Here is a 16,997-nt window from a genome sequence, read left to right as displayed (position 1 = left end):
ACTTGCTCGCGAAAGACGTGAGAGCGCCGCGTTCATCCAGCCAGCACTCATCATCGTTGACGTCCATCGTCGGAGCGCCGCCCGGAGCAAGCTCGCTCCTACAGTTTGCGGGCCAGCCGTGTGAGGATCCGGTCCAGCGCATTGGCAAACGCCTGCTTCTCACGGTCGCCAAACGGTGCGGGTCCACCACCCATTTGCCCCTGTTCGCGCAAATCGGTGAACAGGTTGCGCACCGCCAGCCGCTCCCCCATGTTCTGCGCATCAAACTCCTTGCCTCGTGGATCGAGCGCAGCCACGCCCTTCTTCACCAGACGGTCGGCCAATGGCACATCGCTGCAGATCACCAGCTCACCGGGCACCGCGTGTTCCACCAGGTAGTCATCGGCCGCATCCGGGCCGCTCGGCACCACGATCAGCTTGACCAGCGCCAGCCCCGGCTTGATCTGCGGTTGCCCGGCCACCAACACCACTTCGAACTGGCGCTTGAGGGCGAACTTCACCACCAGATCCTTGGCTGCCCGGGGGCAGGCGTCGGCATCGATCCACACACGCATTGAATTTTCCTCTGTTGAAAAGCATCACGGGCAAGCCACGCACCACAGGTTAACGCTAAACCTGTGGGAGCGTGGCTTGCCCGCGAAAGTGAGCGAAGCGAATGCCGTTTAAGAAACCTGCACCCGCTGCCTCTCAACCACCCGGCTACGACCGTACAACACGACAATCGCAATGATCGCCACAGCCTGGGCGCTCAACGAATACGCATCGGCATGGATCCCCAGCCATTCAAAGTCAAAGAACGGCACCGGTCGCGTGCCGAAAATCCCGGCTTCCTGCAGCGCTTTCACGCCATGCCCGGCAAACACCACTGACAAGGCGCACAAAAGACCTGCGTTGATGCTGAAGAACAGCGCCAGCGGCAACTTCGCCGAACCGCGCAAAATCACCCAGGCCAGGCCGACCAGCAGCACCAGCGCCGTGGCCCCACCGGCCAGCACCGCGTTGTGCCCCGCGGGACCGGCCTGCAACCACAGGGTTTCGTAGAACAGAATCACTTCGAACAGCTCGCGATACACCGAGAAGAACGCCAGGGTCGCAAAACCGAAACGCCCGCCGCCGCCCACCAGGCTGGTCTTGATGTAATCCTGCCAGGCCGCCGCGTGACGACGGTCATGCATCCACACGCCCAGCCACAGCACCATGACGCTGGCAAACAACGCCGTCGCGCCTTCGAGCAATTCGCGCTGCGAACCGCTGACATCAATCACATAGGCTGCCAGCGCCCAAGTGCCCAGCCCCGCCACAAACGCCAGGCCCCAACCGACATTGACGCTGCGCACCGCCGCCTGTTGACCCGTGTTACGCAGGAAAGCAAGGATCGCCGCCAGCACCAGAATCGCTTCCAGACCTTCGCGCAGCAGAATCAGCAGGCCGGAAATGTAACTCAGCGACCAACTCAAACCGTCGTTGCCGAGCAGGCCGGCCGATGCCTTCAACTTGTCCTTGGCCAGGTCCAGGCGCTGCTCGACCTCGCTCACCGGCAGACCATCCTGCAACGACTGACGGTAGGCCATCAGGGATTTTTCAGTGTCTTTACGCACGTTGGCGTCAATGTTATCCAGCGAGCTCTCAACCAGCTCGAAGCCTTCCAGATACGCCGCTACGGATAAGTCATAAGCCTGATCATGCTCACCGGCACGATATGCCGCGATGCTCTTGTCCAGAGTGGCAGCTGTGTAGTCGAGCAATTGTGCCGGGCCACGCTTGACCTGCGGCGGTTGCGCCCGCTGGGCACGGAAGGTCGCGGCGGCTTGCGGGCCTTCGGCGGCCAGCACTTCGGCCGGGGTCTGACGAGCCAGGTCGGCGATGTTGTAGGTCTTTTCAGCCTTGGCCGTCGCCGGGTCAACACTGAAGCTGGCGATATAGGTGGCCAGGTCCCAACGCTGACGATCATCCAGTTGATCGGCAAAGGCCGGCATGTCAGTCCCTTCGACCCCCAGGCCCAGGGTGCTGTAGATCGCGTAGAGGCTCAGTCGATCCAGTCGTGTGGTGTCACGCAGATTGGATGGCGGTGGCGTCATGCCGACACCTGCCGGGCCGTCGCCGGCCCCTGTATCGCCATGGCAAACCGAGCAATGCTGAGCGTACAGCGGCGCGCCACGCACCGGGTCCGGCGTAATGACCGGGGCCTGGCTGACTTCATAGGCTACGGCCAGCTTCGCACCCAGTTGCCGGGCCTGGCGCGCGACGTCGGCACCGTCCTGACGGGCGTCGATGGAATTTCCCAGCGCGGTCAGGCTTTGCTCCAGCGCGGCTTTTTCCGGCTTGGCCGGCATGGCTGCAATCAGACTTCCCAGCGTCTTGACCGATTCTTGCTGCGCGCGAAATCCGGCCTGGTCCGTGATGCTGCCCGCCTGCACCGTGTCCGGGTAATCCGCGCCGATGCAATCGAGCAAGTGCAGCGCCTGCGGCGCACCTTCGGCGGGAGCGGCCAGCAGTTGAAAGCTGCACGCAGCCAACAGCGGCAGCAACAGCCAGGCCAGGAAACGGGAGGGGGCAATCATGAATGAATCTCAATTTGAAAAACGAAGTTACATATTGTTATCGCCCATCAGGTTTCGCTCAAGCTTTGTTGGGACTTCTTCGTAATTGCATCTGTTTCGGGAGCTGCTCCCCAAACGAAAAAGGCGACCACCAGGGTCGCCTTTTTTGTAAGTCGCCGTTTTACACGGCGGCCCTACGCAACGTCGCCATGAACGCCGCCGCCCCGATGAACAGCCCTGCAAAGGTTCGGTTCATGCGTTTTTGCTGTTTCGGTGTGCGCAACAGACGCAGCACTTTGGACGCCAGACCGGTGTAGCCGGCCATGACGATCAGGTCGACGCAGATCATGGTCACGCCGATCACCAGATACTGGATCAACAGCGGCGCATGCGGGTCGATGAACTGCGGCAACACCGCCAGCATGAACACCAGCGCCTTGGGGTTGCTGATGTTCACCAGAAAACCACGGAACACCAGGGCTATCGGCTTGCCGATCTGGCGCACTGCCGCGTCATCGCTCATATCGCTGGGCAGCGCACGCCATTGCTTGATCGCGAGGTAAACCAGATACGCTACGCCAAACCATTTGATTGCGTAGAAGGCCGTGGCCGAAGCCGTGAGAATGGCGCCGACACCGGCACCGACGATGACGATCTGCAAAGCCAGGCCCAATTGCAGGCCCAGGGCGTTCCAGTAGCCGCGCCAGAAACCGTATTGCAGGCCGCTGGACATCGACGCAATGGCGCCGGCACCGGGGGACAGGCTGATCACCCAGCAGGCGGCAAAAAACGCCAGCCATGTTTGAAGCTCCATTGCACACCTCGACTCAGACTCGTGACAGACGTCTAAGCTAATGCGGCTTTGGTTGGATGACTACCGATTTTTTGCAGGATGTGTCGGCGGCCGACCAGCGTTTGCGGCTTGAGGGCCTCTTCGCGAGCAAGCCCGCTCCCACATTAAGCCCGTGTCGTTCACAAGATTTGTGGCCACTGAAGATTTACTGTGGGAGCGAGCTTGCTCCGGGCGGCGTTCCGACGAAAGCGGTGTATCAGGCAGCAGCAGGCTTACTTTTCAAACCCGCTGGAAGGAAACACATCCGTCCCGCGCCAGCGCCGCACCGAACGCTGGAAGAACAAACTGTTGGGCACTTGCACCATGGCGCTACCAGTGCCGAGTTCTTCGGCCTCGATCAGCGTGGTGTAAAGGAGATTGATCGCCACCACCCGACCTTTGACGCCGGGCTTGTCGGTGGTGTCTACCAACTCGACCACGTCACCGAGGCGGAACGGGCCGACGGTAAAGATCAGAATCGCGCAGAGAAGATTGGAGAGCACGCTCCACATGGCGAAAAACGCCACCGCCGCGACTGCGACGAAACCGGACAACGCGGTCCAGAGTACCGTGGCCGATACACCGAGTCGCTCCAGCACGAAAATCAACGCACTGCCCATGATCAGCCAGCGCAGCCCCCCGCGCAGCGGCATCAGCAACTGCGGCGGAAACGGGTAGCGCTCACCGAGACGAGTCAGGCATTTGGCAACAAAGCGCTGAGCGATGTAACCGGCGAGCAGGATCAGCAGGATTTGCACGCCGAGCCAGATCGGCTCGACCCACACCGCCGGCAGTGGCAGCTTGAAGGCGTCCATCAGGACAGTGCCTCCAGCTCCGCCTGCATGCCTTCCAGCATTTCCAGGGCTTCCATCCACGCGTCCTCCAGCTGCGCCTCACGCACCTTCAGCTTGGCCTGTTCGGCCAGCAGATCACGCAATTCGTTCTTGCGCGCCTGCTCGTAGATGTCGCTGTCGCCGAGGCTGGCATCGATCTTCGCCAGTTTTTCGTGGAGCTTGCCCAGCTCGGCTTCAAGCTTGTCAGCCTCGCGCTTGTGTGGTGCCAGTTGCTGGCGCAACGCAGCAGCAGCCTGACGCTGGGCTTTCTTGTCGGTCTTGTCCGGGTTGACCGGCGTGTTGCTGACCGGGGCGTTGCGCTGGCGATACTCCACCAGCCAGCGGGTGTAGTCTTCCAGATCGCCGTCGAACTCCTCGACCTTGCCGTCCGCCACCAGATAGAAATTGTCGGTGGTGCTTTTGAGCAAGTGGCGATCGTGAGAGACCACCAGTACCGCACCACTGAATTCCTGCAGGGCCATGGTCAGCGCCAGGCGCATTTCCAGGTCCAGGTGGTTGGTCGGTTCGTCGAGCAGCAACAGGTTCGGTCGGTCCCAGGCGATCAAGGCCAACGCCAGGCGCGCTTTCTCGCCACCGGAGAAATTCAGTACCGGCTCGTCGATTCGCGCACCACGGAAGTCGAAACCGCCGAGGAAGTCGCGCAGGGTCTGCTCGCGCTCGATCGGCGCCAGACGCTGCAAGTGCAGCAACGGGCTGGCCTTGGAATCCAGCGAGTCCAGTTGATGTTGGGCGAAGTAACCAACGACGGTGTTTTCACCACGGGTCAAGCGTCCGGCCAATGGCGAGAGCTCACCGGCAAGGTTCTTGATCAGGGTCGATTTACCGGCGCCGTTCGGACCGAGCAGACCGATTCGCGCACCCGGGGTCAGTTGCAGCTTGACCTTCTCCAGCACGGCTTTGTCGCCGTAACCCAGGCGGGCATCGGACAGGTCGATCAGCGGGCTGGAAATTTTCTGCGATTCGCGAAAAACGAAATCGAATGGCGAGTCGACGTGGGCAGCGGTCAGCTCTTCCATCCGCTCCAGTGCCTTGATCCGGCTCTGGGCCTGACGGGCCTTGGTGGCCTGGGCCTTGAAGCGGGCGATGTAGCTTTCCATGTGCGCACGTTGCACCTGCTGCTTCTCGTACGCCTGCTGTTGCTGGGCCAGGCGTTCGGCACGGGCGCGCTCGAAGGCACTGTAGCCACCGCGGTACAGGGTGATCTTGCGCTGATCGACGTGGGCTACATGATCGACCACGGCATCGAGGAAGTCCCGGTCGTGGGAGATCAGCATCAGGGTGCCCGGATAGCTCTTGAGCCATTCTTCGAGCCAGATGATGGCGTCGAGGTCGAGGTGGTTGGTCGGTTCGTCGAGCAGCAGCAGGTCCGATGGGCACATCAAGGCCTGCGCCAGGTTTAGACGCATCCGCCAGCCACCGGAGAAATCCCCGACTTGACGATCCATCTGCTCGTTGGTGAACCCAAGGCCGGCCAGCAACTTGCGCGCCCGAGCATCTGCGGTGTAACCGTCGGCGCTGTCGAGTTCCGAGTGCAGGCGGGCCTGAGCGGCACCGTCATGGGCCGCTTCGGCTACCGCCAGGTCGCGTTGCACCTGGCGCAGGCGCAGGTCGCCATCGAGCACGTAGTCGACCGCCAGGCGTTCGAGGGTATCGACCTCCTGGCGCATATGGGCGATACGCCAGTCGGCCGGCAGGAAGCAATCACCCGAGTCCGGGTGCAACTCACCCCGAAGCAAGGCGAACAGGCTCGATTTGCCGGCGCCGTTGGCACCGATGAGGCCGGCTTTCTGGCCGGCGTGCAGCGTCAGCTCGGCGTCTTCTAGCAGACGTTGCGGGCCACGCTGTAAAGTCAGGTTCTGAAGTCGAATCATAATGGCGGCGGAGTCTACCAGCTTCGCTCGCAACTGGCGCGAGTAGCACTATGTCCTCTGACCTGTGGAGCTTTTCCCTGACCACTTACGCCCGTCCGGGCGTTGAGCAGGCATGCCTGCAATTGCAGTCGGCGGGGGTCAATGTGTGCCTGTTGCTGTGCGGTGCGTGGTTGGGACAACGAGGTGTGGCCTGCGATGAGCAGCGCTTGCAGCAACTACGCAGCGTGGCTGTCGCCTGGGACACCGATGTCGTGCGGCCGTTACGCGCCTTGCGCACACAGTGGAAAGCCGCGGCCACGGAAGACGCCGATTTGCATACCTTGCGTGAACAAGTGAAGGCACTGGAGCTGGAGGCCGAACGGCATCTGTTGTTGCGGTTGGAGAGAGCGGCGCAGAGTTGGCCGCAAGATGCCGGGGCCGATCTATCGGCCTGGCTGGAAGGTGCGACGGCTGAGGCCGCCCACCTGCACCGCGACGCGCTGCATCAGCTGCGCGTCGCGGTAACCGGCACTTAGGAAGCGCTGGCTGGGGTGGTTGCAACACTCGAAGTTACGGCAGGCGTTGGCGCTGGCGCGGCTGTCGAGGTGGTTGCTGCTGGCGCAGCCGGAGCGACTGGCTTGGCAACCGGCGCGGTGGCTGGCTTGGCGGCAACCGGCCTTTTCACTGCAGGTTTGGCCGCTGGTTTTGCAGCAGCCGGTTTGGCGGCAACTGGCTTGGCAGCGGCTGGTTTGGCGGCAACGGCTGGTTTCGCTGCAGCTGGTTTTGCAGCTGGTTTAGCAGCAGGTTTTGCAGCCGCTTTTACGGCAGGTTTTGCCGCTGGCTTGGCTGCTGGTTTGGCTGCCGGTTTTGCAGCGACAGGTTTTGCAGCCGGCTTGGCAGCAGGTTTCGCCGCAGCGGTGCGGGCAGCTGGTTTTGCAGCTGGTTTCGCAGCCGGTTTAGCGGCGGCGGTTTTAGCCACGGCTGGTTTGGCAGCAGTGGCTCGTGCAGCGGCAGGTCGTGCAGCGGCTGGTTTGGCAGCCGTGGTTTTAGCCGCAGGTTTTGCAGCGCTGGCAGCAGCCGGTTTTCTCGCAGCCGGTTTGGCAGCAGGTTTGGCTGCGGCAGTTTTAGCGACTGGTTTGGCAGCGGCTGGCTTGGCAGCAGCAGGCTTGGCCGGTGCTTTTGCAGCAGCCGGTTTGGCAGCGGCTTTCTTCGCAGGTGCCGCAGCTGGCTTGGCCGCACGCAGGGACAACGCCTTGCTGACAGCCTCTTGTACACGACCGACGCCCTGGGCCAGTTTCAGGCTTTCCTGAGCATCGCGCTTGAGTTGCAGAATGTAGCCGCGGGTTTCCGATTGACGATCTTTGAGGGCATCGAGCAGCTCCTCAAGATCGGCCACTACGTCCTTGGCCTTGGCTTGTGCCTTGGCTTTTCCGGCCGCCGCAGCGTCCTGCAATTTGGTGCGGGATTTGTGCAGTTTTTCTTGCGCTTTTCCGCGCTGCTTTTCCAGTTTGGCGAGCAACTTTTCAGCATCAGCCAAGGCTTCGGAACAAGCGGTTTCCAGATGCTCGAGCAAGCTGCCCGAGAGTTGTTGGAGCAGGTGCAATGGAGTGTTTACTGGCTTCTTGGTGGCCGACATGGTTTACCTCCTGGCTGAAGTGAGTGCGGCTCATACTAGACCTCTGCTGCAACCGCCGCTAGGGCATGTTGACACTATCGAAAGCGCTGCGTTGCAAAGGATTGAAAAACTTCTGCCTCGGCGCAAAAGCAGTTCACCGTTGCGCGCATTCCCGCTGGCATAATCGCCCGCATTTCAGGTCGGAGAGTGCTCATGTCGCGCTACCTTTTTTTATCGCTGTGCGTGTTTTTTTCAGCAGCTCAAGCCGCTGCAACAACACAGGAAAATGAAGCCCACGATCTCGCTTACAGCCTGGGTGCAAGCCTTGGCGAACGCTTGCGCCAGGAGGCTCCCGACCTGCAACTCCAGGCACTGGTCGAAGGATTGCAGCAGGCCTATCAGGGCAAACCGCTGGCGCTGAAGGACGAGCAGATCCAGCAGATATTGACCGAGCATGAAGCCCGGATCGCCATGCAAACAGACGAGCCGCAAAGCGAAATGGCACTGGAAAAAGAACAGCGTTTTCTCGCCACGGAAAAAGCCAGACCCGGCGTGCGTGAACTCGCTGATGGCGTGTTGCTGACCGAGTTGACACCAGGCACTGGCGCCAAGGCCGGACCGAACGGCAAGGTGCAGGTGCTGTACATCGGTCGCTTGCCCGACGGCACTGTGTTCGATCAGAACAGTCAGCCACAATGGTTCAGTCTCGACAGCGTGATCGCCGGATGGCGTAGCGCACTGCAAAACATGCCGGTCGGGGCGAAGTGGCGACTGGTGATTCCATCGGCTCAGGCCTATGGCGCCGATGGTGCCGGTGACGTGATCGCACCGTTCACTCCACTGGTGTTCGAAGTCGAATTGCGCGGTGCTACCGGTTGAGGACGCAAACGAAAAACGGCGTGCCTTGGCACGCCGTTTCGGGATCTTGCAGGAAGTGCTTCAGGCCTGAACCGAATCGGTTTCCTTGTGGGCGGTGTGCAGCACTTCGATCAGGCAGTCTTCCAGCTCAAAGCGCTCATGCAACAGTCCGCCGAGCGTCTTGAACTCTTCGGCGACACACTTTCCTGCATCACACAGGTCATTGAACGCGAGTAGCTTTTCGGTGATGACGTCGATACGCGGGTAGATCGTCTCGGCGAGCTCCAGGCCACGCTGGTCGTTGAAGGCCTTGGCCTCCCCCGTCAGCTGCTCGTAGATCTCGAAGTGCCCGGCCGATACATAATCGACCAGCACGCCGCAGAATTCCTGCAAGGGCTTGCGGTTCTCACCCAGCGCCTCAGGCTTTGCGCCGAGAGCGTCATAGGCCCCGATCAGTTCGTGTCGTTCCTGCAACCAGCGATCGATCAGCAGGTGCACTCCGCCCCAGCGTTCCTGAGCATTCTGACAACTTTCGAGCATGGTGATCTCTCTTCCCTTGTGGGTCAGCTGCTCTATGCCCGCTCGCCTCTTGTAACGTCGGTGGGCGGTCAGGCAGAGCGTCATCGAGCAACATAATTCCAATGACACGTGCGGGCCAGATTATGCCCGCACGACACTGGCTTCAAGGTACGCAGGCGATAAAGTTCATACAAGTGTTTAATCGCCGGCAAAGGCCCGGTGCGACGACTCGCCGCTGAGTGGTCGCTGATAGCTGGTCCAGACCAGTCGCAACGACTGGTAAACGGCCAGAATCATCATTGCGACGAAGAACAGCAGGCTCCACTCTGTGAGACTCAGATCGAACAGCGTCCAGGAAATTTCCACACAATCGGCAGCCCCCTTGAACATTTGCTGTACGACCGATAGCCACGGAGAACTGGCCAACAGGTCCGCCAGACGGGTCGAGCACGCCGCTCCCTGTTCTGCCGGAAGGCTTTGCAGCAGGACCTGTCGCCACGCCGTGACAGTGCCAGCCAGGCTGCAACAAAGACTGAGCAGCCAATACAGAACGTTGCCTATGCGACCGGGGCCATGGACCGAAGCCATCAGGCAGACACCGGTAAAGAGCGCCAGGCAAAACCGCTGCACAAGACACAAGCCGCAAGGCCGCAGGCCGACTGCATATTCCAGGTAGTAGGAAACACCCATCGCCAGGGCACCCGCAACGAAAGCCATGAAAAACAAGGAGCGTGAGCAGGCCAAAGACATGGCTTTTCCGTAAAAGTAGTGACAGACCATTACGGTAGAGGAAAGCGCGACGGCCTTTCAAGGCAAGTGCCCACAGAGACTTCAGCACAGGTGTAGGGAAATCCCGACGCAGGCGAGAGGATAAAATGTAGTCCTCTGTAGGACTTTGCCTGCGACGAAATTTTGCGACTGAATTTCAACCAATCAACGCACTGCGGCGAGGGCGATTGCTCACTCGCCGCAGGTCATCGCTCAGACGCCGGAACCTGGCGCCAGCGAATGGGTCAAGCGCGGACTGGCACTGGCAGAGGGGCCGCGAGCAAGCGTTCATCCAACAACCCCAGGCCTTCCTGAAACAGCTGGTTGCTGCGCTCGGTATCACCCATTTGCGCCAGCAAGCGTGCCAGTTCCGCACAGGCTTCCGGATTGCGTTGTACACGCAGGCTGCTTTCCAGATAGTCCCGGGCCTTGCCCCACAAACTGTTTTGCAGGCAAAGACGGCCCAGTGTCAGCAGCAGGCCCGGATCAGCCGGATGGTCCTTGAGCCAGCCTTCGGCGGCCTGCAACTGGCGGGTCGGATCATTGCCGCGAACCAATCCGTAGAGTCGTGCCAGATGACTGTCGTAGCCGAGTTTGAGAGCGGTGCGCAGCACTTCTTCGGCCTCGACCTGAGCCCCAAGTTGCCGCAGTTGTTCGGCATACGCGAGCACCAGCTGCGGCTCCTGACGCTGTGCCGAGGTCAGTTGTTGCCAGGCACGTTCCAGCGATTGCTGCCCCACCGCTCCGTCTTCTTCTCGTTGCGCCGCCAGAGACAGGTTCGCCCCCCAGGCCCGACGCTCCAGCTCGGCGAGTTCGGCCGCCGACAGGATTTTGTCCTTGCGCAGCTCCGGCAGCAGGCGAATCACCGCCGACCAATCACCACGCTGCTGAAGCAGGCGCTGCAACTGACGCAGGGTCTGTGCGTTATGAGGATGGCGTTCACGCATGGCTTGCAGGGTGGCAAGGGCGCCTTCGGTATCACCGCGATCGGTCTGCAACTGAGCGTGGCTCAAGGCGATCGCCAACTCGGCCTGAGGCTGACGCTCCAGGGCGCGCTCCAGCAAGTTGTCGCTTTCTTCGTAATTGCCTTGTTCGTTCGCGGCACGGGCAGCGCCGAGGTAGTAAAGCAGCGGCTGGCGCTCGGCTTCGGCAGCCCGATGCAAGTGCCGTTGGGCGCTGGCCCAGCGACCCTCGGCCAGGTCCAGCTGACCATGCTCGATCGCCACCTGCACCCGACGGCTGCGGTTGCGCCGAGACCACGGATTGACCACGCCACTGGAAGCCATCACCAGTTCGACCAACGACCTGATGCCCCAGATCACCAGCCAGAGCACAGCCACCAGCGCCAAAGTAGCCCACAGGCTCGACTCATAGCGGAAGGTCTTGTAGGCAATCAGCACGTAACCGGAGTGTTCGGCAATCGCCAGCCCCAGCGCAGCGGCAGCGGCGATCACGAGGAACACGATCACATAGAGGCGTTTCATGGCGTGGCCTCCGGCGCGGTGTTCGCGGCAGGCCTGGCCAGTGGCTTGACCGAATCTTCGGCATTGACGTTGCGCCGCTCCAGATACCCCTGCACCGAGCTCAGGGTGCCGGTCATGTCCGGAGTGACTACGGTGACAGGTTGCTTGCTCAACTCGGCCACCTGCTCAAGCATGACTTTGCTTTGTGCGTTGTCCGGGTTGAAGTTGCCCTTGAGGATGTCCCGCGCTTCGTCCAGCACCTGGGAGTAAACCGCCGCCTGGCCATTGAGTGCGGCCCACTGCGCTTGCTCCAGCGCCAGGCTCAGGGCCAGGCGTACCTGACTCAGGCTCTGGCCGGCCAGCAATGGGCGAACGTTTTTGTCGGCACTGAAATCGATACGGATGTAGCGGGAAATCTGATCCCACCATTGCGCCCAGCGGCTGGCACCGTCGCCATCGGCGGTCAGGCCCAGCAACGAATCGCCACGGTCCTTGTACTCCGGCGCCAGCTCGGTGAGGCTGGCCACTTGATCGCGCAGCGCGCCAAGGCGCAGGAACAGCCCGGTGCGATCCGGTTGTTCGGTGCTGCGCAAGGCGATCAGGGTCTTGGCCACCTGCTCGCGAGCAGCGAAGGAGCCCGGGTCGTTTTGTTCACGCAGTATCTCGTCGGCACCCTGGACCAGTGCCTGGGCGCTGCTGATGTCCTGCAAGGCGGACAGTCGCAGGCTGGCCAGACGCAGCAGGTGCTCGGCCTCGGCCAGACGCCAGTCCTTGCGACTGGCGCCGAGTACGGTTTCCAGCCGTTGGTTCAACCGCTGCTGATCACCTTGCAGCTGAATCACCAGACGGCTGCGTGCTTCCAGTTCATCGGCAGGAGGCAATTGTGCCAGGCGTGCGCTCAGGCGTTCCTCATTGAGCTTGAGGTTTTGTGCCTGGTCATTTAGCGCCTGCACCTGGCTCAGTTGCTGCTGATTATTGGCCTGAAGGTGACGCACCTGCCAGACACCCCAACCGCCCACCGCGACACCAGCCGCACCCAACAGCAGCGCGATGATTGCCAGACCGTTGCCTCGACGCTGCTCGGCAGCAGGTGGCGGCGGCGGCATTTCATCAACAGGAGCATCAACAGGTGCATCAAGCACAGGTCGCACGTCATCTTTAGGCAAGGCTGTTTCGCTCACGTATCCATCCTTTGCATCAGAAAACGGGTACGGGATGCTCCCGTAACGCCGTCAGCAAGGCCGCGGCACTGGCGCCGCGACAATCCACAACTGTTTTAGCCCCGGCGGCACGCGCCATTTCGGCAACCCTGGGGCTCGGTACAAACAACGGCAACCGCGCCAACTGCGGCCAGGCATCGCCGGCCAATTGGTGCAGGTGCTCAAAACCTTGTCCACTGCTGACCACCAGCCCGTTCAGGCGTTCCGCCTGGATCCGTTGCGGCAGCAGTGTCGGCGGATAAATCGACAATCCCCGGCGGTACAACTCCAGATACTCGACACTAGCACCAAGCTCACGCAAACGTTCAGCCAGCAACTCGCGCCCGCCCTCCCCACGCAGGATCAGCACTCGCGCATCGGGTTGTGCGATAGCCTCGCGCAGTCGGGAAAGTTCGAGCAAGGCTTCACTGTCATCGCCTTCTGCCGGGAAGCTCACGTCCAGCCCGTGATCCTCGAGGATCTGCGCAGTCGCCGCGCCGACGCTGAACCACTTCACACCGGGCGGTGTAGGCCAATACCGCTCGAGCAGTTCGACGCCGATCCGGGCGGCCGGTTTGCTGACCACGATGACGGCGCAGAACTGATCCAGCGCCGCAATCACCTGGTGCATTGTGTCAGTGGCCGCAATCGGCTCGATGTCCAAAAGCGGCAGACTGTTACTGAATATCCCCTGTTCGGCCAAAAAACTGCTCAGCGCCGCCGACTCATCGGCGGGACGCGTCAGCAGCAAGCGCCAGCCGATCACTCGTGACCAGCCTCGCCATAGACCGCTTTGAGGATGGCGTCGGCACCCTGGCTGAGCAGATCTTCGGCTACTCGCACACCCAGCGCCTCGGCATCGCCGCGAGGGGCGCGGGCTTGCGCGCTGAGCAACAGGCCACCGGCTGGATCGCCCACCAGTCCGCGCAACCAGACCTGCTCACCTTCCAGCACGGCGTAGCAGGCAATCGGCACCTGGCAGCCGCCATTGAGGTGCTTGTTGAGGGCTCGCTCGGCGGTCACGCGGGTGGCGGTGTCCTGGTGATGCAGGGGTGTCAGCAACGCATGGATTTCACTGTCGGCGCTGCGGCATTCGATACCCACCGCCCCCTGACCACCGGCCGGGAGGCTGTCGTCGACGCTGATGGCCGAGGTGATGCGATCTTCGAAGCCCAGGCGGATCAGGCCGGCAGCGGCGAGGATGATGGCGTCGTATTCACCGGCATCGAGCTTGGCCAGGCGAGTGTTGACGTTGCCGCGCAGGAAGCGGATTTGCAGGTCCGGGCGACGGGTCAGTAATTGAGCCTGGCGGCGCAGGCTTGAGGTGCCGACGATACTGCCCTGGGGCAACTCATCCAGGCTGGTGTAGGTGTTGGAAACGAAGGCATCGCGCGGGTCTTCCCGCTCGCAGATGCAGAACAGACCGAGGCCTTCGGGGAAGTCCATCGGCACGTCCTTCATGGAGTGCACGGCGATGTCGGCTTCATTGTCCAGCAGCGCGGTTTCGAGTTCCTTGACGAACAGGCCCTTGCCGCCGATTTTCGACAGCGGCGAGTCAAGCAGCTTGTCACCACGGCTGACCATGGGGACGAGGGTCACCAGCAGGCCCGGATGAGCTGCTTCAAGACGGGCTTTGACGTATTCGGCCTGCCACAGGGCGAGAGCGCTTTTGCGGGTGGCGATGCGGATCTGGCGAGAGGACATGGATCAATCCGTACTGAATAGATACGGTAGATAATAACAGCTCAGCCAAATCCACTTTGACTTGTATCAGATACTACTCGGCCTCCCTGGCCCCGGATGTCCGGCAATCGGGTGTGAAATTCGCCTGCGAACAGCTGTTTAAAGCTGTTGCATCATTTTGCGTACCCCAGCCACATGACGCCGGCTGACGATCAACGCATCACCATTGAGGCCTTTGAGGAATAGCTGAAAATGCCCCAGGGGTGTGCGTTGCAATCGCTCGATACGCTCGCGGGCGACCAGTGCATTGCGATGGATACGCACGAAACGGTCACCGAATTCGTCTTCGAGGGCCTTGAGCGGCTCATCGAGCAGCACTTCGCCGCTTTCGTGGCGCAAGGTCACGTATTTATGGTCGGCAATGAAATACACCACCTGATCCAGCGGAATCAGCTCGATCCCTTTACGGGTTCGGGCGCTGATATGGCTGCGCGGGCCGTTGCCGCTTTCGGCAGCAGGGCGGGTCAGGGCGGCGAGCTGGGCACGATTGGGGCGCTCGGCTCTCTTTAATGCGTCATGTAATTGTTCAGTTCTCACAGGTTTCACCAGATAGCCTACGGCGCTGGCCTGTAAGGCTTCCACGGCAAATTCATCGGGCCCGGCGCAGAACACCACGGCGGGCGGAGTTTCGCGTTCGCATAACCGCGCAGCCACTTGCAGGCCATCCAGGCCTGGCATGCGGATATCGAGCAGCACGATATCCGGCTTGTGGCTGTCAATCAGTGCCAACGCCTCTTCGCCATTCGTGGCACTAGGCTCCAGGACACTGTATCCCTCGAGTTCGCCAACCATTCGGCTCAGGCGCTCGCGGACCAAGGGTTCGTCATCAACGATCAGGACATTCATATTGCGCTGGATTCCTGCGTGAGTCTCGCACAAGGATAGCGTAGACAGGTGAAGTGACGTCCGTCACCGCGATCCACGCTAAGACTAGCGCGAGCGTCAAAAAGTGCCGCTGGTCCGGCGGCTAAATTTTCATCTGCCGGGCGATTGGCGGTCCAGGTCCGCATTGGCGACACATCGCCACAGGGTTTGCTGATACGCAATATGAACACCCCACTCTTCTTATAGCCAGCGGCTGCACCGAGAAGTGCGCTGATCCTACTGTCCAACTGTAGACGGTTGCCGGGACGATATAGCTCAATTGGAAAATATCGTTCGGCAAAAATACGCGGGTCTTACCCGGGCCTGGGCTCTTCCCCCCCAAAAAAACGTATCGACCAGTGTCAGCGACAGGATTGGCAACCCTGTTATTATCCGCGCCAGCGTTCCACGCCTTCTTACCTCAAGCCGATACGAGCGAATTCATGAGCACTGACAAGACCAATCAGTCCTGGGGCGGCCGCTTCAGTGAACCCGTCGACGCCTTCGTCGCCCGCTTCACCGCCTCCGTCACCTTCGACCAGCGCCTGTATCGCCACGACATCATGGGCTCGATCGCCCACGCCACCATGCTGGCCAAGGTCGGCGTGCTGACCGATGCCGAGCGCGACAGCATCATCGATGGCCTGAACACCATCCAGGGCGAAATCGAGGCCGGTCAGTTCGACTGGCGCATCGACCTCGAAGACGTCCACATGAACATCGAGGCGCGCCTGACCGACCGCATCGGCGTGACCGGTAAAAAACTGCACACCGGCCGCAGCCGTAACGATCAGGTCGCCACCGACATCCGTCTGTGGCTGCGTGACGAGATCGACCTGATCCTGGCCGAAATCACCCGCCTGCAAAAAGGCCTGCTGGAGCAGGCCGAGCGCGAAGCCGCCAGCATCATGCCGGGGTTCACCCACCTGCAGACCGCACAGCCGGTGACGTTCGGGCACCACATGCTGGCCTGGTTCGAAATGCTCAGCCGCGACTACGAGCGCCTGGTCGACTGCCGCAAGCGCACCAACCGCATGCCGCTGGGCAGCGCGGCGCTGGCTGGCACCACCTACCCGATCGATCGCGAATACACCGCCCAACTCCTGGGTTTCGACGCGGTTGGCGGCAATTCGCTGGACAACGTCTCCGATCGTGATTTCGCCATCGAATTTTGCTCGGCCGCCAGCATCGCGATGATGCACCTGTCGCGCTTCTCCGAAGAGCTGGTGCTGTGGACCAGCGCGCAGTTCCAGTTCATCGATCTGCCGGACCGTTTCTGCACCGGCAGCTCGATCATGCCGCAAAAGAAAAACCCGGACGTACCGGAGCTCGTGCGTGGCAAGACCGGTCGCGTATTCGGCGCGCTGATGGGCCTGTTGACCTTGATGAAAGGCCAGCCTCTGGCCTACAACAAGGACAACCAGGAAGACAAGGAACCGCTGTTCGACGCCGCCGATACCCTGCGCGACTCGCTACGGGCCTTTGCCGACATGGTTCCGGCGATCAAGCCCAAGCACGCGATGATGCGCGAAGCGGCCCTGCGCGGTTTCTCCACCGCCACCGACCTGGCCGACTACCTGGTGCGTCGCGGCCTGCCATTCCGTGATTGCCACGAAATCGTTGGCCATGCCGTGAAATACGGCGTGGACAGCGGCAAGGACCTGGCGGAAATGAGCCTGGAAGAACTGCGCAAGTTCAGCGACCAGATCGATCAGGACGTGTTCGCCGTGCTGACCCTCGAAGGCTCGGTCAATGCCCGCAACCACATCGGCGGCACCGCGCCGACGCAGGTGAAGGCTGCTGTGGCTCGCGGTCAGGCGTTGCTGGCCAGCCGCTAAAAGCTAAAAGCATCGCGGGCAAGTCGGATCGCCGCACCGCCGCTCCCACAGGTT

General features: G+C 61.4%; 16 protein-coding genes and 1 pseudogene. 3 read left to right on the top strand and 14 right to left on the bottom strand.

The window, feature by feature from the left end; genetic code table 11:
• Nucleotides 1-98: 98 nt before the first annotated feature.
• The 5 genes from KGA85_RS14230 to KGA85_RS14210 form a co-directional block, all read right to left on the bottom strand.
• Nucleotides 99-554 carry a YaiI/YqxD family protein gene (locus KGA85_RS14230; protein ID WP_223455421.1) on the bottom strand — a complete coding sequence of 152 codons (456 nt, stop codon included), beginning with the start codon at nt 552-554 and terminating at the stop codon, nt 99-101.
• Nucleotides 555-662: 108 nt separating this feature from the next.
• Nucleotides 663-2,561, bottom strand: coding sequence for a cytochrome c/FTR1 family iron permease (locus KGA85_RS14225; protein WP_223455419.1), 1,899 nt, complete (start codon nt 2,559-2,561; stop codon nt 663-665).
• Nucleotides 2,562-2,721: 160 nt separating this feature from the next.
• On the bottom strand, nt 2,722-3,354 hold the full coding sequence (gene rhtB, locus KGA85_RS14220; RefSeq protein WP_223455417.1) for a homoserine/homoserine lactone efflux protein: 633 nt from the start codon (nt 3,352-3,354) through the stop codon (nt 2,722-2,724).
• A 251-nt stretch (nt 3,355-3,605) separates the two neighbouring features.
• Nucleotides 3,606-4,187, bottom strand: a complete 582-nt coding sequence (locus KGA85_RS14215) for a mechanosensitive ion channel family protein (protein WP_223455415.1) — start codon at nt 4,185-4,187, stop codon at nt 3,606-3,608.
• Nucleotides 4,187-6,097, bottom strand: coding sequence for an ATP-binding cassette domain-containing protein (locus tag KGA85_RS14210; RefSeq protein ID WP_223455412.1), 1,911 nt, complete (start codon nt 6,095-6,097; stop codon nt 4,187-4,189). The genes KGA85_RS14215 and KGA85_RS14210 overlap by 1 nt, the downstream gene beginning before the upstream one ends.
• A gap of 50 nt (nt 6,098-6,147) precedes the next feature.
• Between KGA85_RS14210 and KGA85_RS14205 the strand changes: the two genes are divergently transcribed.
• Entirely contained in the window at nt 6,148-6,612 is a 465-nt protein-coding gene (locus KGA85_RS14205) for a TIGR02444 family protein (protein WP_223455411.1), read from the top strand.
• Here the strand turns inward: KGA85_RS14205 and KGA85_RS14200 are convergent.
• A complete protein-coding gene (locus KGA85_RS14200; RefSeq protein WP_223455409.1) occupies nt 6,609-7,712 on the bottom strand; it encodes an AlgP family protein in 1,104 nt (367 codons plus the stop codon). The genes KGA85_RS14205 and KGA85_RS14200 overlap by 4 nt on opposite strands.
• 192 nt (nt 7,713-7,904) lie before the next feature.
• Between KGA85_RS14200 and KGA85_RS14195 the strand changes: the two genes are divergently transcribed.
• Nucleotides 7,905-8,570 carry an FKBP-type peptidyl-prolyl cis-trans isomerase gene (locus KGA85_RS14195; RefSeq protein ID WP_223455407.1) on the top strand — a complete coding sequence of 222 codons (666 nt, stop codon included), beginning with the start codon at nt 7,905-7,907 and terminating at the stop codon, nt 8,568-8,570.
• A gap of 60 nt (nt 8,571-8,630) precedes the next feature.
• On the opposite strand, the gene rsd is transcribed toward KGA85_RS14195, so the two are convergent.
• From rsd to KGA85_RS31405, 8 genes and pseudogenes are all read right to left on the bottom strand, one after another.
• Complete coding sequence (gene rsd, locus KGA85_RS14190) at nt 8,631-9,089, bottom strand: sigma D regulator (RefSeq protein WP_223455405.1); 459 nt, start codon at nt 9,087-9,089, stop codon at nt 8,631-8,633.
• Nucleotides 9,090-9,266: 177 nt separating this feature from the next.
• The gene (locus KGA85_RS14185) at nt 9,267-9,818 is read right to left on the bottom strand and encodes a disulfide bond formation protein B (protein ID WP_223455403.1); all 552 of its coding nucleotides are present in this window, start codon (nt 9,816-9,818) and stop codon (nt 9,267-9,269) included.
• Between the two features lie 263 nt (nt 9,819-10,081).
• Nucleotides 10,082-11,320: a heme biosynthesis protein HemY gene (locus KGA85_RS14180; protein WP_223455401.1), complete on the bottom strand. Its 1,239-nt coding sequence runs from the start codon at nt 11,318-11,320 to the stop codon at nt 10,082-10,084.
• Nucleotides 11,317-12,480: a uroporphyrinogen-III C-methyltransferase gene (locus KGA85_RS14175; protein ID WP_223543184.1), complete on the bottom strand. Its 1,164-nt coding sequence runs from the start codon at nt 12,478-12,480 to the stop codon at nt 11,317-11,319. The genes KGA85_RS14180 and KGA85_RS14175 overlap by 4 nt, the downstream gene beginning before the upstream one ends.
• Nucleotides 12,481-12,496: 16 nt before the next feature.
• Nucleotides 12,497-13,264, bottom strand: coding sequence for a uroporphyrinogen-III synthase (locus KGA85_RS14170; protein WP_223532353.1), 768 nt, complete (start codon nt 13,262-13,264; stop codon nt 12,497-12,499).
• A complete protein-coding gene (gene hemC / locus KGA85_RS14165) occupies nt 13,261-14,202 on the bottom strand; it encodes a hydroxymethylbilane synthase (RefSeq protein WP_223455395.1) in 942 nt (313 codons plus the stop codon). The genes KGA85_RS14170 and hemC overlap by 4 nt, the downstream gene beginning before the upstream one ends.
• 138 nt (nt 14,203-14,340) lie before the next feature.
• The gene (locus tag KGA85_RS14160; protein WP_150724927.1) at nt 14,341-15,087 is read right to left on the bottom strand and encodes a LytR/AlgR family response regulator transcription factor; all 747 of its coding nucleotides are present in this window, start codon (nt 15,085-15,087) and stop codon (nt 14,341-14,343) included.
• Nucleotides 15,084-15,206: pseudogene (locus tag KGA85_RS31405) on the bottom strand (sensor histidine kinase); the annotation flags it as partial. The pseudogene KGA85_RS31405 and the gene KGA85_RS14160, both read right to left, overlap by 4 nt.
• Nucleotides 15,207-15,548: 342 nt before the next feature.
• Here KGA85_RS31405 and argH point away from each other — a divergent pair.
• On the top strand, nt 15,549-16,943 hold the full coding sequence (argH, locus tag KGA85_RS14155) for an argininosuccinate lyase (RefSeq protein ID WP_223455394.1): 1,395 nt from the start codon (nt 15,549-15,551) through the stop codon (nt 16,941-16,943).
• The last annotated feature ends 54 nt before the right edge of the window (nt 16,944-16,997 follow it).

It is taken from the genome of Pseudomonas sp. GL-B-12 (assembly GCF_019955895.1).
Lineage (GTDB): Bacteria > Pseudomonadota > Gammaproteobacteria > Pseudomonadales > Pseudomonadaceae > Aquipseudomonas.
Note: the sequence above shows the minus strand (reverse complement) of the source record. Positions and strands in the feature narration are given on the sequence as shown.